The 23,729-nt window shown below is 71.1% G+C and carries 26 protein-coding genes; 16 read left to right on the plus strand and 10 right to left on the minus strand.

The window, feature by feature from the left end:
- The 5 genes from P1J78_RS18360 to P1J78_RS18380 form a co-directional block, all read right to left on the minus strand.
- The coding region (locus P1J78_RS18360; protein WP_275568839.1) for a hypothetical protein at positions 1–222 on the minus strand (222 nt) is incomplete at its 3' end.
- Position 223: 1 nt separating this feature from the next.
- Positions 224–529 (minus strand): urease subunit beta, encoded by a 306-nt coding sequence (locus P1J78_RS18365; RefSeq protein ID WP_275568840.1) that lies wholly within the window; start codon positions 527–529, stop codon positions 224–226.
- Positions 530–533: 4 nt separating this feature from the next.
- On the minus strand, positions 534–797 hold the full coding sequence (locus tag P1J78_RS18370; protein ID WP_275568841.1) for a hypothetical protein: 264 nt from the start codon (positions 795–797) through the stop codon (positions 534–536).
- Between the two features lie 11 nt (positions 798–808).
- A complete protein-coding gene (locus tag P1J78_RS18375) occupies positions 809–1,111 on the minus strand; it encodes an urease subunit gamma (protein ID WP_275568842.1) in 303 nt (100 codons plus the stop codon).
- 11 nt (positions 1,112–1,122) lie between these two features.
- Entirely contained in the window at positions 1,123–1,950 is an 828-nt protein-coding gene (locus tag P1J78_RS18380) for an urease accessory protein UreD (RefSeq protein WP_374213348.1), read from the minus strand.
- 190 nt (positions 1,951–2,140) lie between these two features.
- On the opposite strand from P1J78_RS18380, the gene pyrC reads away from it, so the two are divergent.
- The 12 genes from pyrC to P1J78_RS18440 all read left to right on the plus strand — a co-directional run bounded on the left by pyrC (position 2,141) and on the right by P1J78_RS18440 (position 13,647).
- A complete protein-coding gene (gene pyrC / locus P1J78_RS18385) occupies positions 2,141–3,178 on the plus strand; it encodes a dihydroorotase (protein WP_275568844.1) in 1,038 nt (345 codons plus the stop codon).
- A 44-nt stretch (positions 3,179–3,222) separates the two neighbouring features.
- The gene (locus P1J78_RS18390) at positions 3,223–3,897 is read left to right on the plus strand and encodes an orotate phosphoribosyltransferase (protein WP_275568845.1); all 675 of its coding nucleotides are present in this window, start codon (positions 3,223–3,225) and stop codon (positions 3,895–3,897) included.
- Between the two features lie 243 nt (positions 3,898–4,140).
- The gene (locus P1J78_RS18395; protein WP_275568846.1) at positions 4,141–5,634 is read left to right on the plus strand and encodes a replicative DNA helicase; all 1,494 of its coding nucleotides are present in this window, start codon (positions 4,141–4,143) and stop codon (positions 5,632–5,634) included.
- A 351-nt stretch (positions 5,635–5,985) separates the two neighbouring features.
- Complete coding sequence (locus tag P1J78_RS18400; RefSeq protein WP_275568847.1) at positions 5,986–6,792, plus strand: DUF1194 domain-containing protein; 807 nt, start codon at positions 5,986–5,988, stop codon at positions 6,790–6,792.
- Positions 6,793–6,908: 116 nt separating this feature from the next.
- Positions 6,909–7,961, plus strand: coding sequence for an alanine racemase (alr, locus tag P1J78_RS18405; RefSeq protein ID WP_275568848.1), 1,053 nt, complete (start codon positions 6,909–6,911; stop codon positions 7,959–7,961).
- Entirely contained in the window at positions 7,958–8,740 is a 783-nt protein-coding gene (locus P1J78_RS18410; protein WP_275568849.1) for an MlaE family ABC transporter permease, read from the plus strand. The genes alr and P1J78_RS18410 overlap by 4 nt, the downstream gene beginning before the upstream one ends.
- On the plus strand, positions 8,737–9,495 hold the full coding sequence (locus P1J78_RS18415) for an ABC transporter ATP-binding protein (RefSeq protein WP_275568850.1): 759 nt from the start codon (positions 8,737–8,739) through the stop codon (positions 9,493–9,495). Before P1J78_RS18410 ends, P1J78_RS18415 begins: the two co-directional genes overlap by 4 nt.
- Before the next feature lie 12 nt (positions 9,496–9,507).
- On the plus strand, positions 9,508–9,834 hold the full coding sequence (locus tag P1J78_RS18420) for an antibiotic biosynthesis monooxygenase family protein (protein WP_275568851.1): 327 nt from the start codon (positions 9,508–9,510) through the stop codon (positions 9,832–9,834).
- A 142-nt stretch (positions 9,835–9,976) separates the two neighbouring features.
- Positions 9,977–11,170, plus strand: a complete 1,194-nt coding sequence (chrA, locus tag P1J78_RS18425; protein ID WP_275568852.1) for a chromate efflux transporter — start codon at positions 9,977–9,979, stop codon at positions 11,168–11,170.
- A 47-nt stretch (positions 11,171–11,217) separates the two neighbouring features.
- Positions 11,218–11,655 carry a paraquat-inducible protein A gene (locus tag P1J78_RS18430; RefSeq protein ID WP_275568869.1) on the plus strand — a complete coding sequence of 146 codons (438 nt, stop codon included), beginning with the start codon at positions 11,218–11,220 and terminating at the stop codon, positions 11,653–11,655.
- Between the two features lie 49 nt (positions 11,656–11,704).
- Positions 11,705–13,069: a DNA repair protein RadA gene (gene radA / locus P1J78_RS18435; RefSeq protein ID WP_275568853.1), complete on the plus strand. Its 1,365-nt coding sequence runs from the start codon at positions 11,705–11,707 to the stop codon at positions 13,067–13,069.
- Positions 13,070–13,092: 23 nt separating this feature from the next.
- Positions 13,093–13,647: a CvpA family protein gene (locus P1J78_RS18440; RefSeq protein ID WP_275568854.1), complete on the plus strand. Its 555-nt coding sequence runs from the start codon at positions 13,093–13,095 to the stop codon at positions 13,645–13,647.
- 123 nt (positions 13,648–13,770) lie between these two features.
- Here P1J78_RS18440 and P1J78_RS18445 read toward each other — a convergent pair whose 3' ends face one another.
- Positions 13,771–14,982 carry an alpha/beta hydrolase gene (locus P1J78_RS18445; protein WP_275568855.1) on the minus strand — a complete coding sequence of 404 codons (1,212 nt, stop codon included), beginning with the start codon at positions 14,980–14,982 and terminating at the stop codon, positions 13,771–13,773.
- A 145-nt stretch (positions 14,983–15,127) separates the two neighbouring features.
- Here P1J78_RS18445 and P1J78_RS18450 point away from each other — a divergent pair, with 145 nt between their 5' ends.
- Both P1J78_RS18450 and purF read left to right on the plus strand, forming a co-directional pair.
- Positions 15,128–15,337: a hypothetical protein gene (locus P1J78_RS18450; RefSeq protein WP_275568856.1), complete on the plus strand. Its 210-nt coding sequence runs from the start codon at positions 15,128–15,130 to the stop codon at positions 15,335–15,337.
- Between the two features lie 179 nt (positions 15,338–15,516).
- Positions 15,517–16,968, plus strand: a complete 1,452-nt coding sequence (purF, locus tag P1J78_RS18455; RefSeq protein WP_275568857.1) for an amidophosphoribosyltransferase — start codon at positions 15,517–15,519, stop codon at positions 16,966–16,968.
- A gap of 29 nt (positions 16,969–16,997) precedes the next feature.
- On the opposite strand, the gene P1J78_RS18460 is transcribed toward purF, so the two are convergent.
- A complete protein-coding gene (locus P1J78_RS18460) occupies positions 16,998–18,077 on the minus strand; it encodes a dipeptidase (RefSeq protein ID WP_275568858.1) in 1,080 nt (359 codons plus the stop codon).
- Positions 18,078–18,208: 131 nt separating this feature from the next.
- Between P1J78_RS18460 and P1J78_RS18465 the strand changes: the two genes are divergently transcribed.
- Positions 18,209–18,955 (plus strand): VIT1/CCC1 transporter family protein, encoded by a 747-nt coding sequence (locus P1J78_RS18465; RefSeq protein WP_275568859.1) that lies wholly within the window; start codon positions 18,209–18,211, stop codon positions 18,953–18,955.
- A 117-nt stretch (positions 18,956–19,072) separates the two neighbouring features.
- A complete protein-coding gene (locus tag P1J78_RS18470) occupies positions 19,073–20,086 on the plus strand; it encodes an NAD-dependent epimerase/dehydratase family protein (RefSeq protein WP_275568860.1) in 1,014 nt (337 codons plus the stop codon).
- A gap of 36 nt (positions 20,087–20,122) precedes the next feature.
- Here the strand turns inward: P1J78_RS18470 and P1J78_RS18475 are convergent, their stop codons facing one another.
- From P1J78_RS18475 to P1J78_RS18485, 3 genes are all read right to left on the minus strand, one after another.
- Positions 20,123–21,202 (minus strand): GGDEF domain-containing protein, encoded by a 1,080-nt coding sequence (locus P1J78_RS18475; protein WP_275568861.1) that lies wholly within the window; start codon positions 21,200–21,202, stop codon positions 20,123–20,125.
- Positions 21,199–21,786 carry a heme NO-binding domain-containing protein gene (locus tag P1J78_RS18480; RefSeq protein WP_275568862.1) on the minus strand — a complete coding sequence of 196 codons (588 nt, stop codon included), beginning with the start codon at positions 21,784–21,786 and terminating at the stop codon, positions 21,199–21,201. The genes P1J78_RS18475 and P1J78_RS18480 overlap by 4 nt, the downstream gene beginning before the upstream one ends.
- A gap of 65 nt (positions 21,787–21,851) precedes the next feature.
- On the minus strand, positions 21,852–23,612 hold the full coding sequence (locus tag P1J78_RS18485) for a DUF4153 domain-containing protein (RefSeq protein ID WP_275568863.1): 1,761 nt from the start codon (positions 23,610–23,612) through the stop codon (positions 21,852–21,854).
- Positions 23,613–23,729: the final 117 nt, after the last annotated feature.

A 23,729-nucleotide genomic window follows, 5' to 3' on the forward strand; every position in this document is an offset into this window, starting at 1 on the left:
CGAAATGCCCTGCCGACAGGCGATTGCAGAGCAATCGCCGAGAGGCGGCGCTGCACGGCGTTCCGCCGCGCGACGCAGGTGGAAATGTCCCACGGCAATTCCAGTGTCGTGCAGTGTCATCCTCCGCCGGCAGACCTCCGCCAGCGCGCCATCGTCGGCGGCCAGCCGCCCGACCCGCCCGGGCGGCGCGTCACAGTGGTGGGTCAGGTCCACCACCGCCATGTCAGAGCGGCCCCATGACCTTCTGGTTGAAGCCCCAGACCGCCCGCTTGCCGCCATAGGGCACCAGCTGCACCTCGCGGGTCTGGCCCGGTTCGAACCGCACGGCGGTGCCGGCGGCGATGTCCAGCCGCATGCCGCGCGCCGCATTGCGGTCGAAGTCCAGCGCCGGGTTCGTCTCGGCGAAATGATAGTGGCTGCCCACCTGCACCGGCCGGTCGCCGGTGTTGGACACGGCCAGGGTGATCGCCTCCAGCCCGTCGTTCAGGGTGATGTCGCCGGGGGCGGCGAGGATTTCTCCGGGGATCATTGGGTTACTCCTTCGGGGACACGACGAGGCGGGTGAAGATCAGCCCGGCGACGGCACCCAGCGTCAGCGACACCGCGCCGCCGTTGCCGATGATGTTGGACAGGATCGCCGCGACGAACAGCGTCACGGCGAAGGCGAAGATCTTCAGGTCGACGGGCGACAGCGCCTGTTCGGCCATCATCGTGTTCTCCAGCGCCCGCTTGACATGCGGCTCGGCCGAGGCCGCCACCACCGCCGCCAGCGCACCGAGGATCAGCGTGATCAGCATGGGGGCCTCCTTCAGCGGATCGGGTGATGCACGGTCACGAGCTTGGTGCCGTCCGGAAAGGTCGCCTCGACCTGCACGTCATGGATCATCTCGGGGATGCCCTCCATGCATTGCGCGGCGGTGATGACATGGGCGCCGGCCTCCATCAGCTCCGAGACGGGGCGGCCGTCGCGCGCGCCCTCCACCACGAAATCGGTGATCAGCGCCACGGCCTCGGGGTGGTTCAGCTTCACCCCCCGTTCCAGCCGGCCGCGCGCCACCATCGCGGCGACGCTGACCATCAGCTTGTCCTTTTCCCTGGGCGTCAGGTTCATGTCCCCTCCATCTACATCTGCCAGACCCGGGGCAGCGGCCCCGGCGTCAGGGTCTCGATCACCCGCGCCACCAGGCGGCGCAGGGGAAATCCGTCGGGCGCGAGCATCCGCACCACGCATTTGCCGTCCCAGCCGCTGGCCGCGGCCTCGACCGCCGGGTCGGTCAGCGCGGCGCGGACCCGGCCCAGCGCATCCTCCGCTCCCGGCGCGACCAGCGCAACCGTCGCCATCGCGCGCGCGCCACCCAGCACGGCCGCGCCGCCGCGGCGGGCGAGCGCCGCGCTGTCGATCGCCAGCGGCTCCAGCAGCACCGGGGCGCCGTCGCGCGTGACCTCGCGCCGGTCGGCGAGGCTCAGCGTGGCGACCGTCTCGCCCATCGCGGCGCGGCCCAGAACCAGCGTCTCGGCCATTACCAGCCGGGCATCGCCGGCGAGCGTCGCGCTGGTCCGCCGCGCCAGCGCGGAGCGGTCGAACAGGATGGTCTCCTGCGGTAGCCAGGCGACCTCCGCCCCCGGCCCCGCCGCGATCGCCACGTCCAGCTCCGCCACGCCGCCCGAGGCCGCATAGGCGCGCTCCGCCGCCTGGGTCGTGGCGGTGACGCGCGCGCCCGCGCCCACCTCCAGCGCATAGGCCATCCGGTCGCCGCCGGTCAGCCCGCCGGCGGTGTTCAGGAACACCACCTCGGGCGTGGCGGCATGGACCCGGGGCAGCATCGCCTTGGCCGAACCCGACTGGTGCAGCTCGGTCAGCCGCACGCGCCCGCCCCGCAGGGCGAAACCGGCGGCCGCCCGCCCCCGGGCGCGCTGCATCTGCGGAACTGTCACGCTGTCATGGTACATCTGGCGCCCGGCTTGTGGCCTCTCCTCGATAAGGGGCCGCCCCGGCCCCCGCAATCGCCCGCGCGTCCCCGGCCGCCCGGGGCCGCGCCGGGCGCCGCTTTCGCGGTCAGATTGCCCGTATCGGGGGCGCTTTGCAAAGCCCCTGATTTGCCGTGGCGCGGCGCGGCCGGATCGGGTAAAGGCCGGGCGCATGACCGACACGCTGACGATCCGCCGCCCCGACGACTGGCACCTGCACCTGCGCGACGGCGCGATGATGCGGGCCGTGCTGCCGGAAAGCGCCCGCCACTTCGCCCGCGCCATCATCATGCCCAACCTCGTCCCGCCCGTGGTCACCGGCGACGACGCCGCGGCCTATCGCGACCGCATCCGCGCCGCCCTGCCCGAGGGCATGGCGTTCGAGCCGCTGATGACGCTGTATCTGACCGAGGAGACCGACCCCGAGGACGTGGCGCAGGCCGCCGCGTCCGGCCTGGTGAAGGCGGTGAAGCTCTATCCGGCCGGGGCCACGACGAACTCCGCCTCCGGCGTCACGGATTTCGACAAGGTCCGCGGCGTGCTGGAACGGATGGCCGAAATCGGCCTGCCGCTCTGCGTCCACGGCGAGGTGACCGACCCCGAGGTCGACATCTTCGACCGCGAGGCGGTGTTCATCGACCGGGTGCTCGACCCGATCCGCCGGGCAACGCCGGGGCTGCGCGTGGTGATGGAGCATATCACCACCGAACAGGGCACCGACTACGTCCGGTCGCAGGCGGATATGGGCGGCACGATCACCGCGCATCACCTGGTCATCAACCGCAACCACATCCTGGTAGGCGGCATCCGGCCGCATTACTACTGCCTGCCGGTGGCCAAGCGCGAGGAGCACCGCCGCGCGCTGGTGGCCGCCGCGACCTCGGGCGACGCGCATTTCTTCCTGGGCACCGACAGCGCGCCGCATGTCGACGCGGCCAAGGAGACCGCCTGCGGCTGCGCCGGCTGCTTCACGGCGCCGAACGCGATCTCGGTCCTGGCCGAGGTGTTCGAGGCGGCCGGCCGGCTGGAGACGCTGGAGGCCTTCGCGTCGCGGAACGGGCCGGCCTTCTACGGGCTGCCGCCGAACGACGAGACCGTGACGCTGGCCAAGGGCGGCCCGGTCGACTCCCCCGCCCGCATCGACACCGGCGACGGGCCCGTCACCGTCTTCGACCCCGGCATGGCGCTGCACTGGCACGTGACGCTCTAGGGCGGCGCGGGCGCTATTGCGTATTTGAAACGAGAAGAAGCTGCATGATACCGAGTTCGTTCCCCGACAAGGCCGAGATCGCCCGCCTCACCGCGCAGATGCTGCTGGAGATCGGCGCGGTCCATTTCAACGCGCGTGACCCCTACACCTATGCCTCGGGCCTGAAGGGGCCGACCTATATCGACTGCCGCAAGCTGATCTCGTACCCCCGCATCCGGTCCACCCTGATGGACTTCCTCGCGGTCACGGTGATGCGCGATGCCGGCTTCGAGGCGTTCGACAACATCGCCGGCGGCGAGACCGCGGGCATCCCCTTTGCCGCGATGGTCGCCGAGCGGCTGGCGCTGCCGATGACCTACGTGCGCAAGAAACCCAAGGGCTACGGCCGGAACGCCCGGATCGAGGGCGAGATGACCGTGGGCCAGCGCGTGCTGCTGGTCGAGGACCTGACGACCGACGGCGGCTCGAAGCTGTCCTTCGTGGACGCGATCCGCGAGACCGGGGCCAGCTGCGGCCACACCGCGGTGATCTTCTATTACGGCATCTTCCCCGACACGATGCAGACCCTGGGCGATCACGGCGTGGCGCTGCATTCCTTGTGCACCTGGTGGGACGTGCTGTCCTACGCCCGCGAGACCAAGGCCTTCGACGCCGAGACGCTGGCCGAGGTCGAGGAATTCCTGACCCAGCCCCGGGCGTGGCAGGAGGCGCACAGCTAGGCGCGAAACCACGCGGCAGGCGGGCGCCGTCCTGTGGACCTTCTGTGAATGACCCCCTCCACAGAATCGCTTCTCTGGTCTATATCTGGTCGGACAGAGCGACGGGCCGCGCAGATGTGCCCCGGCGCGATGTAACAGGCAGGTGTCGGGGCCGCTTATCCCGGGGCTTATCCCCCGAGATTTCCAGATAGGCCGCGCCCTAAAGCTTCGTTAAGAGGGCCGAACCATCACACGGGGCAGGACATGAACGAGATCACGGCAATCCGCCAGGGGCAGGCGGACGGCGACGAGGGCGCGCTGCCGCACAGCATCGAGGCCGAACAACAGCTTCTGGGCGCGATCCTCACCAACAACGAAACCTACGACAAGGTCTCGGCCATCGTCGGGGCGCAGCATTTCTACGACCCGGTCCATTCGCGGATCTACGAGGTCGCCGCCGCGCGCATCGCCAAGAACGCGCTGGCCTCGCCGGTGACGCTGAAGGCGTTCATGGAGGACGACGAGGGTCTGAAGGAGCTGGGCGGCGCGGCCTATCTGGCGCGTCTCGCCGGCGCGGCGATCTCGGTCTACGCGGCGCGGGATTACGCGCAGATGATCTACGACTTCGCGATCCGGCGCGAGCTGATCCAGCTCGGCCAGTCGATCGCGGCGCGCGCCCAGAAGGTCGACGTGAAAAGCGAGCCGAAGGAGCAGATCGTCGAGGCGGAGCAGGCGCTTTATAATCTGGGCGAGCAGGGGCAGGCGGAATCGGGCTTCCAGTCGTTCCTGCGCGCGGTGACCGACGCCGTGAACGTGGCCAACGCCGCCTACCAGCGCGACGGCGGGCTGGCCGGCCTGTCCACCGGGCTCGCCGACATGGACCGCAAGCTCGGCGGGCTGCACAAGTCGGACCTGCTGATCCTCGCCGGCCGGCCGTCGATGGGCAAGACGTCGCTGGCGACCAACATCGCCTTCAACGTGGCCAAGGCCTACAAGCGCGGCGCGCTCCCCGACGGCAGCGAAGGCGCGGTGAACGGCGGCGTCGTGGGCTTTTTCTCGCTGGAGATGTCGGCCGAGCAGCTCGCCGCCCGGATCCTCGCCGAAGCCTCGGAAATCTCCAGCCACCAGATCCGCCAGGGCGACATGACCGAGGCGGAGTTCCGCCGCTTCGTCGAGGCCGCCAAGGCGCTGGAGGCCTGCCCGCTCTTCATCGACGACACGCCGGCGATCCCCATCGCCCAGCTCGCCGCCCGCGCGCGTCGGCTGAAGCGGACCCACGGGCTCGACCTGTTGATCGTCGACTACCTGCAGCTGGTGCGCGGCAGCGCCGACAACCGGGTGCAGGAGATCGCCGAGATCTCGATGGGCCTGAAGGCCGTCGCGAAGGAGCTGAACATCCCCGTCGTCGCTCTGTCCCAGCTGAGCCGGATGGTCGAAAGCCGCGACGACAAGCGGCCGCAGTTGTCGGACCTGCGCGAATCCGGCTCCATCGAGCAGGACGCGGACGTGGTGATGTTCGTGTTCCGCGAGGAATACTATGCCGAACGGGAAAAGCCCTCCGACGACAAGCTGGAGGAGATGGGCGCCTGGCAGGAACGCATGGAACGGCTGCACGGCAAGGCCGAGGTGATCATCGGCAAGCAGCGCCACGGCCCGATCGGCACGGTCGAACTGGCCTTCGAGTCGCAGTTCACCCGCTTCGGCAACCTCGTCAAACCCTGGCAGCAGGGCAGCGACATACCCCAAGGCGATTTCTGACCCAACCGCATTCGCTCCGGAGCCGCCCTTGCCCGAGACCTGCAGGGCGGGCGACGGGCTGCCGGTCAGGAGAAATCGCCGAGGGGCCCCATGCAATGGGGAGACGGCTATTTCTCTTGACCGGCGGGCCGGCGGCTGCCAGGCAAGGCTCGGGCGTGGGCGGTTTCGGAGCGTGCATTCGCTCTGGTGAGCCCGAAGCTATCTCCCACCGTGCCACAGCCCCGAACCGTCGCCAGAAGCGTCGCGGCACCGCTCGCGAAACAGGCTTGCGCGGCAGCGCACCTTTGACCGGCCGCCCGTTCCCCGACATGTGACTGGACAGCGCGCCGCGCGGCTCCGCACAGTCGGGTCATGCGCCGCCTCGCCCGCCTCCTCGCCCTGATCGCCGCCCCGCTCCTCGCCGCGCCCGCGGCCGCGCAGCCGGTGGAGGTCGATCTGGAACTGATCCTGATGGTCGACGTCTCCCGCTCGATGACCCCGCGCGAGCTGGAAATCCAAAGGCGCGGCTATGCCGAGGCATTGCGGAGCGACGCGGTCTACGAGGCGCTGCGCGCGGGGCTCCTGCGGCGGGTGGCGATGGCCTATGTGGAATGGGCCGGCCGGGGGTCGCAGCGGGTGATCGTCGACTGGCGGCTGCTGGAGACGCGGGACGATCTCGACGCCTTCGCCGCGACGCTGACGGCCGAGTTCAACGCCGCCCTGCGGCGCACCTCGATCTCCGGCGCGCTGGACTTCGCCGCGGCGAGCCTCGACGGCAACGCCTATGCCGGGCTGCGGCGGGTGATCGACGTCTCGGGCGACGGGCCGAACAACCAGGGACGCCCGGTGATCCGCGCCCGCGACGCTGCGCTGGCGCGGGGCATCGTGATCAACGGGCTGCCCCTGATGACGCGCGAGGGGATGGGCAGCCAGTGGCATCTTGACGACCTCGACCGGTACTACCGCGACTGCGTGGTGGGCGGGCCGGGCGCCTTCGTGATCCCGGTGACCGACTGGGCCGATTTCGCCGGCGCGGTGCGGCGCAAGCTGGTGCTGGAAATGGTCGGCGCCCCGCCGCCGGTGCGCGCGGTGCCGGTGCAGTTCGCGGCGCCCGCCCCCTACGACTGCCTGATCGGCGAGAAGATGTGGGAGCAACGCCGCAACATGTGGACCCCCTGACCCCGCCCGCCCGGCGCCCGATTTTTCGTCGAAAAATCGCGGGCGCGCGGGCCGGACGGCGCGCATCGCCCAGGCGGCCCTTGCGCCCGGCCGCGGGCGTCGTCAAAACACCCCCCATGAGCACCGGACGCCTGACCATCGACCTCGCCGCGATCGCCGAGAACTGGCGCGCGCTCGACGCCCGCTCCGCCGCCACGGTCGAGACCGCCGCGACGGTCAAGGCCGACGGCTACGGGCTGGGCATCGGCCCGGTCGCCCGGGCGCTTCACGCCGCCGGCGCGCGCAGCTTCTTCGTCGCCGTCGCCGAGGAGGGCGCCGCGCTGCGCGAGGCGGTGGGGCCGAACCCGCGCATCTTCGTCTATGGCGGCCACATGCCGGGCGACACCGACATGATCGGCGATCTCGGCCTGATCCCGCTTCTGAACTCCATCGAGCAGATGACGCGGCATTTCGAGGCGCTGCCCGGCGCCCCCTTCGGCATCCAGCTCGATTCCGACATGAACCGGCTGGGGATGGAGGCGGGCGAGTGGCTGGCCGTCCGCGACCTGACCATGCGCCAGGGGCCGCAGCTGATCATGAGCCACCTCGCCTGCGCCGACGAGCCCGACCGCCCGATGAACCGCCGCCAACTCGACAAGTTTCGCGAGATGACGCGCGGGCTGGGCGTGCCGCTGTCGATCGCGGCCACCGGGGGCACGCTGCTGGGGCCGGACTATCACTTCGACATGACCCGGCCGGGGATCGGGCTTTACGGCGGGATGCCCTTCGCCGACGCGGCCGCCGTGGTGCGGCTGTCGTTGCCCGTCATCCAGGTCCGCGACGTCGAGAAGGGGGAACCCGTGGGCTACGGCAACACCTGGTGGGCCGACAAGCCGACGCGGCTGGCCACCGTCGCCGCCGGTTATGCCGACGGCATCCACCGGGCGCTGTCGAACAAGGCGGTGATGTATCACGGCACCGTCCCCTGCCCCGTCGTCGGCCGCGTCTCGATGGACCTGATCACCGTCGACATCTCCGGCCTCGACGGTGACCCGCAGGCGCTGGACCTGCTGTCGACGATGCAGACGGTGGACGACGTGGCCGACAACGCCGGCACCATCGGCTACGAGATCCTCACCTCGCTCGGCCCCCGCTACACCCGCCGCTACACGGGGCTGAGCGCGTCATGAGCCCCCTGTCCCCCGTCGCCGCCATCGGCCGCTCGACGCTGCACTTGCTGGCGATGATCGGGCGGGTGACGCGCTATCTGGGCGAGACCCTGTCGCATATCGTGCGCCCGCCGCTCTACTGGCGCGAGTTCCTGGCGCAGCTGATGTTCATCGGCTATCTCAGCCTGCCGGTCGTGGGCCTGACCCTGGTCTTCACCGGCGGCGCGCTGGCGCTGCAGATCTACGCCGGCGGCGCGCGGTTCAACGCCGAGGCGGTGGTGCCGCAGATCGTCGCCATCGGCATGGTGCGCGAGCTGGGCCCGGTGCTGACCGGGCTGATGGTCGCCGGCCGCGTCTCGGCCGCCATCGCCGCCGAGATCGGCACGATGAAGGTGACCGAGCAGATCGACGCGCTGACCACGCTGTCCACCAACCCGATGAAATACCTCACCGTCCCGCGCGTACTGGCCGCGACGCTGGCGGTGCCCGCGCTGGCGGCGGTGGGCAACGTCATCGGGGTGATGGGCGGCTACCTGGTGGCGGTCACGCGGCTGGGCTTCAACCCGACGACCTATATCAAGAACACGGTGGATTTCCTGGAGGCGTCCGACATCGTCTCCAGCCTGGTGAAGGCCGCCGCCTTCGGCTTCATCGTGGCGCTGATGGGCTGCTATCACGGGATGCAGTCGGGCCGCGGCGCGCAGGGCGTGGGCCGGGCGACGACCAACGCCGTGGTCTCGGCCAGCGTGCTGATCCTGGCGGCGAACTTCGTGCTGACGGGGGTATTCTTCACCGAATGATCGAGCTGCGCGACGTCCACAAGGCCTTCGGGGCGAACAAGGTGCTGCAGGGGGTGACCCTGTCGGTCGACAAGGGCACGTCGATGGTGATCATCGGCGGCTCGGGCACCGGCAAGTCGGTGGCGCTGAAATGCATCCTGGGGCTGGTCCGGCCGGATAGCGGGCAGATCCTGCTGGATGGCGAGGATGTGACGAAAAGCGCGCGCGGTGCGAAACGCGACGCCTTCCTCGCCCGCTTCGGCATGCTGTTCCAGGGCGGCGCGCTATTCGATTCGCTGTCGGTCTGGCAGAACGTGGCCTTCCGCCTGCTGCGCGGCTCGCTGAAGCGGCCGAAGGAGGAGGCGCGCGAGATCGCGGTGGAAAAGCTGCGGCGCGTCGGGCTGAAACCCGACGTGGCCGACCTGTTTCCGGCCGAGCTGTCGGGCGGGATGCAGAAGCGCGTGGGGCTGGCGCGCGCCATCGCGGCCGAGCCCGAGATCATCTTCTTCGACGAACCGACCACCGGGCTCGACCCGATCATGGCCGGCGTCATCAACGAGCTGATCCGCGAGATCGTGGTCGAGATGGGGGCGACGGCGATCACCATCACCCACGACATGTCCTCCGTCCGCGCGATCGCCGACGATGTCGCCATGCTGCACGGGGGCGTGATACACTGGACGGGGCCGGTGGGGGAAATGGACGATGGGGACGATCCCTATCTGCAGCAGTTCATCACCGGCTCGGCCGAGGGACCGATCGAGGCGGTGCGATAACGGGAGACATGTATGTACGCGGTAAAGACCACGGTTCGAGTCAAGCACGACGCCATCGACACCCTCGCGGCGAAGTTCCGCGACCTCAACCCGGCGATCGTCCGGACCCAGCCGGACTGGCGTGGCGCCCGGATGCTGGTCGACCGCGAGCGCAGCGAAATCACCGTCATCGCGCTGTGGACGCGAGCGGAGTCCTACCTGGCGATGGCGCAGTCGCCCGCCTTCACCCGGTCGATGCGCCGCTTTTCGGGCTATTTCACCAGCCCGCCCGAGGTGCGGGTGATGGAAGTGGCGGTCGAGATGACGCCCGAGAGCGTGGCCCGCGGCGGTGACGGCTGAGCGGCGGGCAAAAGTCTTGCGAAGACTTTTGGCAAGAATTTCCGTGAAATTCTTGGCACCCGGCCCCGAGGCCGCATCTGTCGCACGCGCGTCATGAACTCCCGCGACAAGGCGGCCCATGACGCATGACGACGCCCCGCGCATGGCACACCCCACCGGACGGCCCGGCGAGGTGTTCGCCGCCTTCCTGAAGCTCGGGCTGACCTCCTTCGGCGGGCCCATCGCGCATCTGGGCCATTTCCGCGACGAGCTGGTGACGCGGCGGCGCTGGCTGTCGGACGAGGCCTATGCCGACCTCGTGGCGCTGTGCCAGTTCCTGCCCGGCCCGGCCTCCAGCCAGGTCGGCTTCGCGCTGGGTCTGTTCCGCGCGGGGTGGTTGGGCGCCCTTGCGGCCTTTGCTGCCTTCACCCTGCCCTCGGCGCTGATCCTCTTTGCCTTCGCCATGGGCGCGGCGCGGATCTCCGGGCCGGCGGGGACCGGCGCGCTGGCGGGGCTGAAGATCGTGGCGGTGGCCATCGTGGCGCAGGCGGTGCTGGGCATGGCGCGCAGCCTCTGCCCCGACGCGCCGCGGGCGAGCATCGCCGCCGCGGCCGTCGTGGTGCTGGCCGCCGTCTCCGGGCCGGCCGGCATGGTCGCGGCGATCGCGCTCGGCGCGCTGGCGGGGCTGGCGCTGGGCCGCGGCGCGGGCAAGGGCGGCGATGTGCATGCCGTGCCGGTGTCGCGCCGGGCGGGGGCCGCGGCGCTGGCGGTGTTTGTCGCGCTGCTGGCCGTCCTGCCGCTGCTGGCCGGAACGGGCCAGGCCGCGGCGCTGTTCGACAGCTTCTACCGCGCCGGCGCGCTGGTCTTCGGCGGCGGGCATGTGGTGCTGCCGCTGTTGCAGGCCGAGGTGGTGCAGCCCGGCTGGGTCACGCCCGACGCCTTCCTGGCGGGCTACGGCGCGGCGCAGGCGATCCCGGGGCCGCTCTTCACCTTTTCCGCCTATCTCGGCGCCGTCTCGGGGCCGGCACCCAACGGCGCGGCGGGGGCGCTGATCGCGCTGGCCGGGCTGTTCCTGCCGGGGTTCCTGGTGCTGGCGGGGGCGCTGCCGCTCTGGGACCGGCTGCGCCGCAACGCGCGGGCGCAGTCGGCGCTGCAGGGCGCGAACGCGGCCGTCGTCGGCATCCTCGGCGCGGCGCTCTACGCCCCGCTCTTCACCAGCGCCATCGGCGGGATGGCGGATTTCGCGCTGGCGCTGGTCTGCTTCGTGCTCCTGGTGGCGTGGAAGACGCCGCCCTGGGCCGTGGTGCTGGTCGCGGCGGCCGGCGGCGCGGCGCTGGGGCTGGCGGGCGCGGCCTGACGGGACTTCCCCGAACGGCCGGTTGCGCCTACAAGGCAGCGGCCATGATCCTGAGACTCGCCAACCTCGCGCTTCTGGCGCTGTTCCCCATCGCCTGGTTCGCGCCGCTGATGCGGGCGGGGCTCTTGCCGCTGTTCGGGCTGTCGGAGATCTCGGTGATCTCGGGGATGCAGTCGCTCTGGGACTCCGACGTGGCGCTGGCGCTGCTGGTGACCGCCTTCGCGCTGTTCGCGCCGTACCTGAAGACCATCGGGCTGGGGCTCGTGCATTTCGACCTGGCCTCGCCGCGGCTCCTGCCGGCGCTGCACCTCCTGGGCAAGCTGGCGATGGCGGACGTGTTCCTGATCGCGCTCTACATCGTGGTGGTGAAGGGCGTGGGGCTGGCGACGGTGGAGACGGCCTGGGGCCTGTACCTGTTCACCGGCTGCATCCTGGCCTCCATCGGCATCGGGCACCTGACCGAGCGGCGCGCGCGTCAGCCCTGACGCGCGCGGGCGGCTTGCGCCGGCCGGCGGAGACGGGCACACAGCGGCCATGGCCAAGACCCCCGCCTTCTCCTGCACCGCCTGCGGCGCCGCGCATTCCAAGTGGTCAGGCCGCTGCGACGCCTGCGGCGCCTGGAACACGATCCAGGAGGATGTGCCCGTCTCCGCCGCCGGCCCCGCCGGCAAGACGCTGGGCGCCGCCAAGGGCGCCGCGCTGCCGCTCACCGATCTCGCGACCGAGGAGACGCCGCCCGAACGCGCCCGGTCGGGCATCGAGGAGCTGGACCGGGTGCTGGGCGGCGGGCTGGTGCCGGCCTCGGCCCTCCTCGTCGGCGGCGATCCGGGCATCGGCAAGTCCACGCTGCTGTTGCAGGCGACGGCGCGGTTCGCGGCGAACGGGCTGAACACCCTTTACATCTCGGGAGAGGAGGCCTCGGCGCAGGTGCGGATGCGGGCGCAGCGGCTGGGGCTGGCGGACGCGCCGGTGAAGCTCGGGGCCGAGACCAACCTGCGCGACATCCTGACGACGCTGGAGGCGGAGAAGCCGCAGCTGGCGATCATCGACTCGATCCAGACGATGTGGGCCGACACCGTCGACAGCGCGCCGGGCTCCGTCACCCAGGTGCGGGCCGCCGCGCATGAGCTGACGCAGTTCGCCAAGCGGCGGGGGACGGCCATCGTGATGGTCGGCCACGTGACCAAGGACGGCCAGATCGCCGGGCCGCGCGTCGTCGAGCACATGGTCGACACGGTGCTCTATTTCGAGGGCGAGCGCGGGCACCAGTTCCGCATCCTGCGCGCCGTGAAGAACCGCTTCGGCCCGGCCGACGAGATCGGCGTGTTCGAGATGACCGGCGCCGGGCTGGCGGAGGTCGCCAACCCCTCGGCGCTGTTTCTCAGCGAGCGCGGCGAACCCGCGGCCGGCTCGGTCGTCTTCGCCGGAATCGAGGGGACGCGGCCGATGCTGACCGAGTTCCAGGCGCTCGTCGCGCCGACGCCGCAGGCGCAGCCGCGCCGCTCGGTCGTGGGCTGGGACGGCGGGCGGCTGGCGATGATCCTGGCCGTCTTGGAGGCGCGCTGCGGCATCCCGTTCGCGGGGCTCGACGTCTATCTGAACGTCGCGGGCGGCATGAAGATCGCCGAACCGGCGGCCGATCTGGCTGTGGCGACCGCGCTACTGTCGGCGCGCGAGGACGTCGCACTGCCCGCCGACACTGTCGTTTTCGGCGAAATCAGCCTATCAGGCGCCCTGAGGCCGGTGAACCAGACCGAAAGCCGCTTGAAAGAGGCGGCGAAACTTGGTTTTTCCAGCGCCATCGTGCCGACGCGCAGCAAGGCGGGCGGCACGGGGCTGGCATTGCGGCCGATGACCGACCTGGTGCAGGTCGTGGGCGAGATATTCGGAGCGGGCTGAGCGGGCCCCGGGCAGGAGATGGCATGGAAGGTTTCACGCTGATCGACGGTGTCGTGGCACTGGTCATCATCGTCTCGGCCATCCTGGCCTATGCCCGCGGCTTCGTGCGCGAGGCGATGGCCATCGCCGGCTGGATCGCGGCGGCCGTGGTCGCCTTCCTGTTCGCCGGCACCGCCGAGCCGCTGGTCAAGGAAATCCCCTATGTCGGCGACTACCTGCGCGACAGCTGCGAATTGTCGATCATCGCCGCCTTCGCCGCGGTCTTCGCCGTGGCGCTGGTCGTGGTCTCGCTGTTCACGCCGCTCTTCGCCTCGGCGGTGCAGCGTTCGGCGCTGAGCGGGCTCGACCGGGGGCTGGGGTTCTTCTTCGGCGTGCTCCGGGGGCTGTTGCTGGTGGCGGTGGCCTTCGTGGTCTACGACCGCGTCGTGGTGGGCGAGGAGGTGGCGATGGTCGCCGACAGCCGCACCGCGAAGATCTTCGACCGGGTGCGCGGCGATATCGACGAGCAGATCCCCGAGGACGCGCCGAGCTGGATCGTGCAGCAATACGAAAAGCTGGTGGGCAACTGCACCGAGTGACCCACCCGCCCAAATGTTTCGCGCGCGAAACATTTTCGATTTATTAACAGACGGTTAACCGACAGACCGCTCGCGCCCCGGCGAACACGGTCGCGCCGGGGCATGTCCCGCCGGGCGGGGCGCTCAGGCCTCGGCCGCCAGGAACCGGTCGAACGCATCGAGGCAGTCGCCCCAGACCGGGTCGCTCGGCACCACCACGTGGTTCGGCGAGTCGACGAGGTGGAACTCGGCATCCGGCAGCATGCGGGCCAGCAGCTTCGATTGGTCCGGCGACTGGATCGCGTCGCCCGCGCAATGCATGATCAGCGCCGGGCAGGTCACCTTGTCCAGGACCGCCGACACGTCGATCCCGCCGATGGTCCGGCGCAGCTCGGCCGCGACGTCGGCGGTGGCCGACAGGCCCTGCATCTCCTCGAAGCTCGCCAGCTCCTCGGGGGTCGAGCGTGGCATGAACAGCGTCGCGACGGCGCGCATGAAGGCCGAGCCCGGCACCGCCCAGCCGGTGCGGATCATGCCCACCATGGTCTCGGTCTTCTCCGCCTCGCCGCGCGCGGTGGAGCCCTTGACCAGCCCGTTCAGCAGGATCAGCCGGCTGACCCGCTCCGGCCGCCGCGCCGCGAAGGTCAGCGCGATGGGCACGCTCTGGCTGATCGCGTAGACGGGGAAGCGGTCGAGCCCCGCCGCGTCGGCCACCGCCTCCAGGTCGTCGGCGAATTCCTCTACGCTGGCGCCGCCCAGCGCGCGGTCGGACAGGCCGGTGCCGCGCGGATCGTAGCGGATCAGCCGCCGGCCGGTCGCCAGCCGGTCCAGGAGCGGGCGCCAGACCGGGCTGGACCAGTCGTGTTCCAGGTGGCTCAGCCAGTGGCCCGCGCGCAGAAGCGGCGGCCCCTCGCCCGTCTCGGCCCAGGCGATGCCGGTGCCGTCGCGCGAGGTCGTGTAGCGGATCACCTGCCGCTTCGCCGCGTCGCAGAGCGGCTTCTCAGCCGGGGCGGCTTCGGCGCCGCCTTCGGCGACAGCTTCGGCGACGGCTTCGGAGACGGGCACGGCCAGCTGCACCCCGCGCCGCGGCACGGTGCGGATCACGGCCTGCCGCTTGCCGTCGTCGCCCAGCGCGGCGCGGGCCGCGCTGATCCGGGCGGCGAGCGTGGCGTCGGACACGATGCGCCCGCCCCAGACCTCGGCGATCAGGCCGTCATAGCTGACCAGTTCGCCGCCGGCCCGGACGAGACAGGCAATCAGGTCGAAGACCTGCGGCTCGACATGCACCTCGGCGCCGGCCCGGCGCAGGGCGTAGGCCGAGAAATCCAGTTCGCAATCGCCGAAGACATACCGCATGGCCGCGATCTTGCGGCCCGGCGCGGGGGTTCTCAAGAGTTTCCCGGCGCATCTTCAGACATCTCAAGGAAATCCCAAGGCCGCCTTCAAGCGCGCGCGGGCGGGCGGGGGCAGTCTGGGGTCATCAGCGAAGGGAGACCACACGATGACCCATCCCACCGAGACCCATCCCACCGACATCCGCCGCCGCCCCGACGGGTCGATCGACACCGCCCATTACATGGCGAAGGGTCGCCGCCGCCGCAGCGAGGCCGCGCACCGGCTGACCGCCGCCGCCCCGCGCCGCGCCCGCCGGCCGCTCTTCGGCCTTGCGGCGCTCATCGCGGCGCTGCCGTTCTTGCCCGGCCAGGGCTGAGGCTCCCGGGCCGCCTGTGCCGCGCGTGTCGCATACCTGTCGCATTTCGGTGAACCGACCGTGACACGGCGCCCCCCAACCACTATGTGGGGGCTGACCGCTGCCAACGGATTCGGAGCCCCGCTGAGATGCGAGAGACCTCCCCTGCCCTGTCCGGCGCCCTCGCGGCCGAGGACAGGATGCCACGACACCCGTTCGACGACGACACGCTGCACGAGGAATGCGGCGTGTTCGGTGTCGTCGGCGTGACCGACGCCGCCAACTTCGTCGCCCTGGGCCTGCACGCGCTGCAGCACCGCGGGCAGGAAGCGGGCGGCATCGTCAGTTATCAAGAGGACAGCGGGTTCACCTCGGCCCGCCGCTTCGGCTATGTGCGCGACAACTTCACCAAGGCGTCGCTGATGGAGACGCTGCCGGGGGCGCTGTCGATCGGGCATGTGCGCTATTCGACCGCCGGCTCGAAGGGCGCCACGCAAATCCGCGACGTGCAGCCGTTCTTCGGCGAGTTCTCGGTGGGCGGCACCGCCATCGCGCATAACGGCAACATCACCAATGCCGACGCGCTGCGCCGCGAGCTGATCGACCGGGGCTCGATCTTTCAGTCGTCGTCGGACAGCGAATGCATCATCCACCTGATGGCGCGGTCGCTGCAGCGCACGATCCCCGAGAAGATGAAGGACGCGCTGCGCCGGGTGGAGGGGGCGTTCTCGGTCGTGGCGATGACGCGGACCAAGCTGATCGGGGTGCGCGACCCGCTGGGGGTGCGGCCCCTGATGCTGGGCAAGGTGGCCGACGGCTGGGCGCTGAGTTCCGAGACCTGCGCCTTCGACATCATCGGCGCCGAGTTCGTGCGCGAGGTGGCGCCGGGCGAGATGGTGGTGATCACCGAGGACGGGGTCGAGAGCTTTCGCCCTTTCGAGGCGCAGCAGCCGCGGTTCTGCATCTTCGAGCATGTCTATTTCAGCCGGCCGGATTCGATCCTGGGCGGCCGGTCGGTCTACGAGACGCGGCACGCGATCGGGGTGGAGCTGGCGCGCGAGGCGCCGGTGGAGGCGGATCTCGTCTGTCCGGTGCCGGATTCGGGGACGCCGGCGGCGATCGGCTATGCGGCCGAGTCGGGCATCCCCTATGGCATGGGGATCATCCGCAACCAGTATATGGGCCGGACCTTCATCGAGCCGACCGAGCAGATCCGCAACATGGGCGTGCGGCTGAAGCTGAACGTCAACCGCGCGCTGATCGAGGGCAAGCGGGTGATCCTGGTCGACGACTCGGTGGTGCGCGGGACCACCAGCCGCAAGATCAAGGAGATGATCCTGGATGCGGGCGCCAGGGAGGTGCATTTCCGGATCGCGTCTCCGCCGACGGCGTGGCCGTGCTTTTATGGCGTCGACACGCCGGAGCGGTCGAAGCTCCTGGCCGCGACGATGAGCGAGGAGGAGATGCGCGACCATCTGGGCGTCGACTCGCTGCGCTTCGTGTCGCTGGACGGGCTGTACCGCGCCGTGGGCGAGGCGAAGGGGCGCGACGCCTCCTGCCCCGCCTATTGCGATGCCTGCTTCTCGGGGGACTACCCGGTGGAGCCGGCGGACATGATCGAGAAGGGCTTCGAGCTGAAGGCGGCGGAGTAGCGGCGCGCGCTCTGGCGCCAGAAGGGTAGCTAGCCGCCCCAGGTCCGGCGCAGCACGCGCAGCCAGTTGCCATGCGCCAGCTTGGCCATCAGCGCCGCGTCGACCCCGTGATCGGCAAGCGCCGCGCGCAGGGCGGGCAGTCCGGCGCAGTCGCCGATCGGCCGCGGTATCAGCGCGCCGTCGAAATCCGAGCCGAAGCCGACGCCGTCCTCGCCCAGAAAGCCGATCAGGTGGTCGAGGTGGCGCATCACCACGTCGAGCCCGACATCGTCGTCCATCCGGCCGTCCGGGCGCAGGAATCCGGCGGCGAAATTGATCCCGACCATGCCGCCGCTCTCGCCGATCATCGCGAGCTGCCGGTCGGTGAGGTTGCGCGCATGCGGGCAGACGGCCCAGGCATTGGAATGCGTGGCCACCAGCGGCGCGTCGCTGATCGCCGCCACATCCGCCACGCCCCGGGCGTTCAGGTGGCTGAGATCGACCAGGATCCGCAGCCGATTGCATTCGCGGATCAGCGTCTTGCCGGCCGCGGTCAGCCCGCCGCCGGTATCCGGGTCCACCGGGTAGGCGAAGGGCACGCCCTCGCCCCAGGCGGTCGGGCGGCTCCAGACCGGGCCGAGCGAGCGCAGGCCGCGGGCGTGCATCTCCTCCAGACGCGCGAAGTCGGGGTCGATGGCCTCGGCCCCCTCGATATGGAGGACGGCGGCCATGCGGGTGCCTTCGTCCAGCACCGCCGCGATCTCGGCGGCGGTGCGGCAGATCGCGAGGGCGCCCGCCGCCTCCAGCGCCTCCAGCGCGGCGAAGCCCTGCCGCGTGACCTCCAGCGCGGCGTCCTGCGGCAGCGGGTCGGGCAGCGGCAGGCGGTAGGCGGGTTTCGCCATCTCGTCCCACGACATCGTGTCGGCGGGGCTGGGCACGAAGATCGCGAAGAAGCCGCCGCCGAAGCCGCCGGCCCGCGCGCGCGGCAGGTCGATATGGCCGCCGTCGAGCCCGCGCACCACGTCCTCGGCGGTGACGCCGTGGCGCAGCATCCGCTGGAACAGGTCGTTGTGGCCGTCGAAGATCGGCGGGGAGACGGGAGGTGTGGCGGGGGGCGTGGCGGGGCTCATGCGGACGGATCCTTCGGTGCGATGCGCCAAGGGCTATGCCCAAAACCCGCCGCGCGCCAGTGACGCCTTTCCCGTGCCGCCGTTTCGCGCCACCCTGCGCGCGACAGTCGCCACCGGACCGGAGACAGCCCATGTCCGCCAGCCCTTCCGATACGCCCCCCGATACGCCCGACTCCTCCCGCGCGCTGGGGCGGCTTCAGGCCTTTCTCAAGCAGATCGTCTATGGCGGCAACGACGGGATCGTGACCACCTTCGCGATCGTCGCCGGTTTCTCCGGCGCCGCGATCGACGGGGCCGAGAAGATCGGCGCGCTTGCGGTCCTGGTCTTCGGGCTGGCCAACCTGATGGCCGACGGCGTGTCGATGGGGCTGGGCGAGTTCCTGTCCACCCGGTCCAAGCGCGATCTCTACGATGCGCGCCGCCGCTCGGAACTGTCGGACCTTCTGGCGCGGCCCGAGGACGGGCGGCGCGAGATCGCCGAGATGCTGGAGGGCCGCGGGCTGTCGGCCGAGGATGCCGGGGTCGCGGCGGGCCGGCTGGTGCGCTGCCCCGACCTCGCGGTCGACCTGCGGCTGGCCTACGGCACCGGCCTGGCCGACATGCGCACCGCCCGCCCCGCGGCCGAGGGGCTGATCACCTTCCTGGCCTTCGTGTCGTTCGGGGTCATACCGCTGGTGCCCTATTTCCTGCTGGACCCGACGCGGACCGCGACCTTCGGCCTGTCGATCTTTGCCACGCTGGGGGCGCTGTCGGCGCTGGGCTTTCTGCGCTGGCGCGCGACCGAGGATTCGCCGGTGGCCGCGATCTCGGAGACGGTGGGCGTCGGCGCGATCTGTGCGCTAGTGGCCTACGGGACGGGGGCGCTGGTGGGGGGATGAGCGGCACCGGCCGTGGGGCATCTGCCACGCGGGGCGCGGGCGCGGCGCCGGGCGCGCTTTCCTCTCGGGCGGGAACGCGCTACGCCTCCGGCGACCGCCCGCCCGGAGCCCTTGCCCATGACCCGTGTCCTGATCACCGGAACCGCCGGATTCATCGGCTTCCACCTTGCGCAGCTGCTCCTGGACGAGGGCATGACGGTCCACGGCTATGACGGGATGACGGATTACTACGACGTCGCCCTGAAGCGCCGGCGCCACGCGATCCTGTTGCAGAACGAGCGCTTTGCCGCGACCGAGGGGATGCTGGAGGACACCGCGACCTTCGACGCCATGGCCGACGCCTTTCAGCCCGACGTCATCGTCCATCTCGCCGGCCAGGCCGGCGTGCGCTATTCGCTGGAGGCGCCGCGCGCCTATCTCGACAGCAACGTGATCGGCACCTTCACGGTGATGGAGGCCGCGCGCCGCCACGCGGTGCGGCATCTGCTGATGGCCTCGACCTCTTCGGTCTACGGCGCGAACGAGGACATGCCCTATGCCGAGACCGACAAGGCCGACACCCAGCTGACGATCTATTCCGCCACCAAGAAGGCGAACGAGAGCATGGGCCACGCCTATGCCCATCTGCACGACCTGCCGACGACGATGTTCCGGTTTTTCACCGTCTACGGGCCCTGGGGGCGGCCGGATATGGCGCTGTTCAAGTTCGTGGACGCGATCCTGGAAGGCCGGCCCATCGACATCTACAACCACGGCGAGATGTTCCGAGACTTCACCTATGTCGCCGACCTGGTGCGCGGCATCCGTCTTTTGATCGACACCCCGCCGGAGCGGCCCGCCACGCCCGAGGAGATCGAGCCGGGCGACAGCCTGTCGCCGGTGGCGCCGTGGCGGATCGTCAATATCGGCAATTCCGAGAAGGTGCGGCTTTTGGACTTCGTCGACGCCATCGAGGCGGAGCTGGGCGTGCCCGCGAAGCGCAACCTGATGGAGATGCAGCCCGGCGACGTGCCCGCCACCTGGGCCGACGCGACGCTGTTGCACAGGCTGACCGGCTATCGCCCGCAGACCGACGTGCGCAGCGGCATCGCGCGTTTCGTCGCGTGGTTCCGCGACTACTACGGCAAGTAGCGACGAGCGGCGGGGCCATGCCGGGGCCGCCCCGCGCTACTCCGCCGCCGGCCCCGCCGCCAGGTCGCGCGCGAAGACATGGCGCCCGCGCCCGCCGTTCTTCGCGCTGTAGAGCGCCATGTCGGCGTCGTGCAGCATCCGCTCCGGCGCGGGCTGCGCATAGTCCTGCGACATCGCGATGCCGATGCTGCCGGAGATGCGGCAGGGCGTGCCGCCGAACAGGATCGGCTGCGCCAGCCGCCGCAGCAGCCGCGCCGCGATCCCGGCCAGACGGTCGCGATCGGTCAGCCGGCCGAAGATCAGCACGAACTCGTCGCCGCCCGCCCGCGCGACGGTATCGGCCTCGCGCGTTTCCTCGCGCAGGATGGCGGCGACGGCGCGCAGCACGTGATCGCCGGCCGCGTGGCCCAACCGGTCGTTCACGTCCTTGAAGAAGTCCAGGTCCAGATGCATCAGCGCGAACGGCTCGCGCCCGGCCGCGCAGCGTTCGAGCACCAGGTCCATCGCGCGCCGGTTGCGCAGCCCGGTCAGCGTGTCGGTGTTCGCCTGTTCCTCCGCCGCGCTCTTGGCGCCCAGCAGCCGGTGGGTCAGGCGGCGCGACTCCTCCTGCACCGCCGCGCTCGCCTCGGCCAGGTAGAGCACCGAGACGGTCAGGTCGGTCGGCGCGAAATCGGCGCCGGTCAGGTCGTAGACGCCCAGCGCCTCCACCGCGCCGATGCCGAAGGACAGGTTCACCAGCAGCCCCGCCCCGCCCCGCAGCGGCACGGCATGCCCCTTGAACCCGGTGCGCGGCGCGTCGCGGAAGGCCAGGTGCATCGGCGCCCCGGCCTGCACCGCCAGCGCCGCGATGTCGGATACGTGCCGCGGGCGGCGCAGCTCGAACAACTCCAGAAACCGCGCGCCGACCAGGGCGCGGCCGGGGCGCAGCTTGGCCAGGGTCGGGCCGGCATGAGCCACGTGCCCCGTCGGCGCCACGATCAGCGCCATCGGCATCAGCACGTCCAGCGCGGCGCGGTCCAGCGCGACGCCGCCCGCCGCCGGTACGGCCGCCGCCCGGCGGTCCGGCGCCCGACCCTCCGGCGCCCGACCGTCCGGCCCGCTTGGGCCGCCGGTCATCCCGCCCGCATCCGCAAGTCGAACGCGCGGCCCGCGCTGAACGCGGTATCGGCGAGTTCCACCGCGACGGTCTCGACCCGGTCGCGCCGGCCGAGATGCTCCAGCAGCACCAGCGCCCCGTAATCGTCCGCCATGGCGCGCAGCACGCCGACCGCGACATGCCCCACGCCCGGATGCGGATGGGCCACGCGCAGGGTGAAGCGCGACGCGCCGTGCTCGCACAGATCGAGCGCCGGCAGGCCCAGATCCGGGACCGCGAGGCGCACCCGCTCGGGCAACTCGTCCAGCGAATACAGGAATTCCACGAACCCCGCCCCGCCGAAGCGCAGGAGCCGGCGGATCATCTGCATATGCGGATGGGCGACGAGGTAGGTGCCCAGATCCTCCAGGATCGTCTCGCGCGGCCTGGCAAGCCGCTGCACCGCGGCGCAAAGCAGCGCCTCGGTCTCGGCGGGGTCGTATTGCAGCATCGCCTCAAACCCGTCGCCGTCCCGCCCGACGGCCGCCGCGACATCGGCCCAGGCGGAATGGCCATAGGTGTCCTGCAGAAAACACTGGATCGACCGGGAGATCATGCCATGCATGCGAACAACCTTTGCCTCCGCCTGCGCGGAGCCTAGGCCAATCCCCTTAACGAAACGCGAATGGGTTACGGCATCAGCAGGATTTCCGCCCCGTCCAGCCGCAGCGCGCGCAGCTCCACCGGCGCCAGCGCGAAGTCGCCCGCCAGCACCCGGTCGATCGCCCGCGGCTCCAGGTTCACCGCCCGCCCCTGCAGAAAGCGCAGGCTCAGCGGCACGTCGCCGGGCAGCAGGGCGACGTTCACGCCCGACTCGCCGGTCAGCCAGAAGATCAGCGCCTCCTCGCCGGCGACGGCGGGCGACAGGTCGGCGAAGAGCACGGCACAGCCGGGATGACCGCCCGGCGTCGTCCGGCGGCAGCCGCCCAGCCAGCCGGTGAGCTGCGCCAGCGACGCCTCGGCCAGCAGCGCGGGCGGCAGGGCATGCCCCTCGGGGCGCACCGCGGCCAGCGCCAGGATCTCGGCCCGCTGCGCCGCCGGATCCTCCGCCCGGCCGCCGCGCTCGAACCGGAAGCGGTCGGTCGCGGTCTCCAGCCGCGCGATGCGCCGGTCCAGCTCCGCCGCCTCCGGATGCTCCAGCGCCGCGAGCTCGGCCACCGCGGCCTTGCCGGCCCGGCCCAGCTCGTGCCCGAGGAGCCACAGATCCAGCGCCTCCGCATCCACCGCGCCCGAGGTGAACCGCGCCACCTGGTCGCGCGCCGACAGCCGCTCGGCGTTCAGCACCGGCGTCAGCCACAGCGCCGCCACCGCGATCACCGCCAGCGCCATCGCGATGTTGGCCCGGCGGATGCGCTCCATCCAGCCCCGCCGCGCGAGCACGGCCAGCGAATAGAGCACGCCATAGCCCAGCCCGACCGCGCTGGCGCAGGCCGCCGCGATGCGGTCCGGCGTCCAGCCATAGTCGCCCACCCGCAGCCACACGGCGTAGAGCGCCGTCGCCGTCAAGAGCGGCACGGCCAGGGCCAGCGCCTGCGCCGCGCCGCGCAGGACGGCCGAGTCCGCCGCCTCGGCATCCTCGCGCTCCACCGCCGAGGTGATCAGCGTCGCGATGCCCAGCGCCATCGACAGAAGCACCGCCGCCACCGACAACCCGCCGAACAGCTCGGTCAGCCCGCGCACCGGCAGCGCCACCAGGAACACCGCCGTGACCACCAGCACGACCGGCAGGAACAGCCGCAAAAGCCGCAGGATCAGGAAGGGCGAGATGTAGTCGGCCAGTTCCGCCACGACCGCCAGCGCCAGCCCCAGCACCGCGCCGGTCAGCGCCGGGGCCACCGGGTCCAGTTCGACGACCCGCTCGATCACGTCCAGCCCGACGAGGCCCAGCAGCGCGTCCGACAGGAAGACGACGGCCCAGAACGCGCCCACGAAGATCCAGGCCGCCGCGTAGCGCACCGCGATGTCCCAGCTTTGCCGGAACAGCGCCGGATAGCTGCGCCAGACCTCGCCGGGGCGGTGCGCGACGATCAGGAAGGGCAGCGACAGAAACAGGATCAGGCCGAAGGCGATGGGCGCGTGGCCCGTCCGCAGGTAGTCGCCCACGCTGTCGTAGCGAAAGCTCCCCCACCACAGCAGGCCCGCCGCCGGCAGCGAGGCCAGGGCGGCGACCAGCGCCGCGCGCCGCGGCGGCAGGGCGCCGGCGGCCGCCAGGAAACAGGCAAAGACCCCGCCCAGCGCGGCGGAGAGGAACAGGATCAGCCGGTCGCTGTCCAGGTGGTTCGGCAGCACGTCGATCAACAGCCAGGCGGCCAGCCCGCCCAGCCCCCCGATCCCGGTCATCAGCGCGCGCCGGGCCAGTATCCGCATCGCCGGATCGGCCGCCATGGTCATCGGAAGACACCTCCACCGCCAGTCCGGGCCACCCTAGACCATTGTCGGAGAGGACGGAATTGCCGACCTGCCGCAGCCGCGCGCCGATCCGACGGAGGCACGTCCCCCCTGCTTCTT

Origin of the sequence: Psychromarinibacter sediminicola, assembly GCF_029168335.1 — a bacterium.
Classification (GTDB): Bacteria; Pseudomonadota; Alphaproteobacteria; order Rhodobacterales; family Rhodobacteraceae; genus Psychromarinibacter; species Psychromarinibacter sediminicola.

Excerpts from the sequence above, each read along its gene's own strand:
- P1J78_RS18480 (WP_275568862.1), bottom strand. The coding sequence starts at position 21,786 with ATGCATGGCATGATCTCCCGGTCGATCCAGTGTTTTCTGCAGGACACC.
- alr (WP_275568848.1), top strand. The coding sequence starts at position 6,909 with ATGAGCACCGGACGCCTGACCATCGACCTCGCCGCGATCGCCGAGAAC.
- pyrC (WP_275568844.1), top strand. The coding sequence starts at position 2,141 with ATGACCGACACGCTGACGATCCGCCGCCCCGACGACTGGCACCTGCAC.
- chrA (WP_275568852.1), top strand. The coding sequence starts at position 9,977 with ATGGCACACCCCACCGGACGGCCCGGCGAGGTGTTCGCCGCCTTCCTG.
- P1J78_RS18460 (WP_275568858.1), bottom strand. The coding sequence starts at position 18,077 with ATGAGCCCCGCCACGCCCCCCGCCACACCTCCCGTCTCCCCGCCGATC.
- purF (WP_275568857.1), top strand. The coding sequence starts at position 15,517 with ATGCCACGACACCCGTTCGACGACGACACGCTGCACGAGGAATGCGGC.
- P1J78_RS18395 (WP_275568846.1), top strand. The coding sequence starts at position 4,141 with ATGAACGAGATCACGGCAATCCGCCAGGGGCAGGCGGACGGCGACGAG.
- P1J78_RS18475 (WP_275568861.1), bottom strand. The coding sequence starts at position 21,202 with ATGACCGGCGGCCCAAGCGGGCCGGACGGTCGGGCGCCGGAGGGTCGG.
- P1J78_RS18380 (WP_374213348.1), bottom strand. The coding sequence starts at position 1,950 with ATGTACCATGACAGCGTGACAGTTCCGCAGATGCAGCGCGCCCGGGGG.
- P1J78_RS18470 (WP_275568860.1), top strand. The coding sequence starts at position 19,073 with ATGACCCGTGTCCTGATCACCGGAACCGCCGGATTCATCGGCTTCCAC.
- P1J78_RS18410 (WP_275568849.1), top strand. The coding sequence starts at position 7,958 with ATGAGCCCCCTGTCCCCCGTCGCCGCCATCGGCCGCTCGACGCTGCAC.
- P1J78_RS18375 (WP_275568842.1), bottom strand. The coding sequence starts at position 1,111 with ATGAACCTGACGCCCAGGGAAAAGGACAAGCTGATGGTCAGCGTCGCC.
- P1J78_RS18365 (WP_275568840.1), bottom strand. The coding sequence starts at position 529 with ATGATCCCCGGAGAAATCCTCGCCGCCCCCGGCGACATCACCCTGAAC.
- P1J78_RS18400 (WP_275568847.1), top strand. The coding sequence starts at position 5,986 with ATGCGCCGCCTCGCCCGCCTCCTCGCCCTGATCGCCGCCCCGCTCCTC.
- P1J78_RS18465 (WP_275568859.1), top strand. The coding sequence starts at position 18,209 with ATGTCCGCCAGCCCTTCCGATACGCCCCCCGATACGCCCGACTCCTCC.
- P1J78_RS18390 (WP_275568845.1), top strand. The coding sequence starts at position 3,223 with ATGATACCGAGTTCGTTCCCCGACAAGGCCGAGATCGCCCGCCTCACC.
- radA (WP_275568853.1), top strand. The coding sequence starts at position 11,705 with ATGGCCAAGACCCCCGCCTTCTCCTGCACCGCCTGCGGCGCCGCGCAT.
- P1J78_RS18445 (WP_275568855.1), bottom strand. The coding sequence starts at position 14,982 with ATGCGGTATGTCTTCGGCGATTGCGAACTGGATTTCTCGGCCTACGCC.
- P1J78_RS18420 (WP_275568851.1), top strand. The coding sequence starts at position 9,508 with ATGTACGCGGTAAAGACCACGGTTCGAGTCAAGCACGACGCCATCGAC.
- P1J78_RS18370 (WP_275568841.1), bottom strand. The coding sequence starts at position 797 with ATGCTGATCACGCTGATCCTCGGTGCGCTGGCGGCGGTGGTGGCGGCC.
- P1J78_RS18440 (WP_275568854.1), top strand. The coding sequence starts at position 13,093 with ATGGAAGGTTTCACGCTGATCGACGGTGTCGTGGCACTGGTCATCATC.
- P1J78_RS18450 (WP_275568856.1), top strand. The coding sequence starts at position 15,128 with ATGACCCATCCCACCGAGACCCATCCCACCGACATCCGCCGCCGCCCC.
- P1J78_RS18485 (WP_275568863.1), bottom strand. The coding sequence starts at position 23,612 with ATGACCATGGCGGCCGATCCGGCGATGCGGATACTGGCCCGGCGCGCG.
- P1J78_RS18415 (WP_275568850.1), top strand. The coding sequence starts at position 8,737 with ATGATCGAGCTGCGCGACGTCCACAAGGCCTTCGGGGCGAACAAGGTG.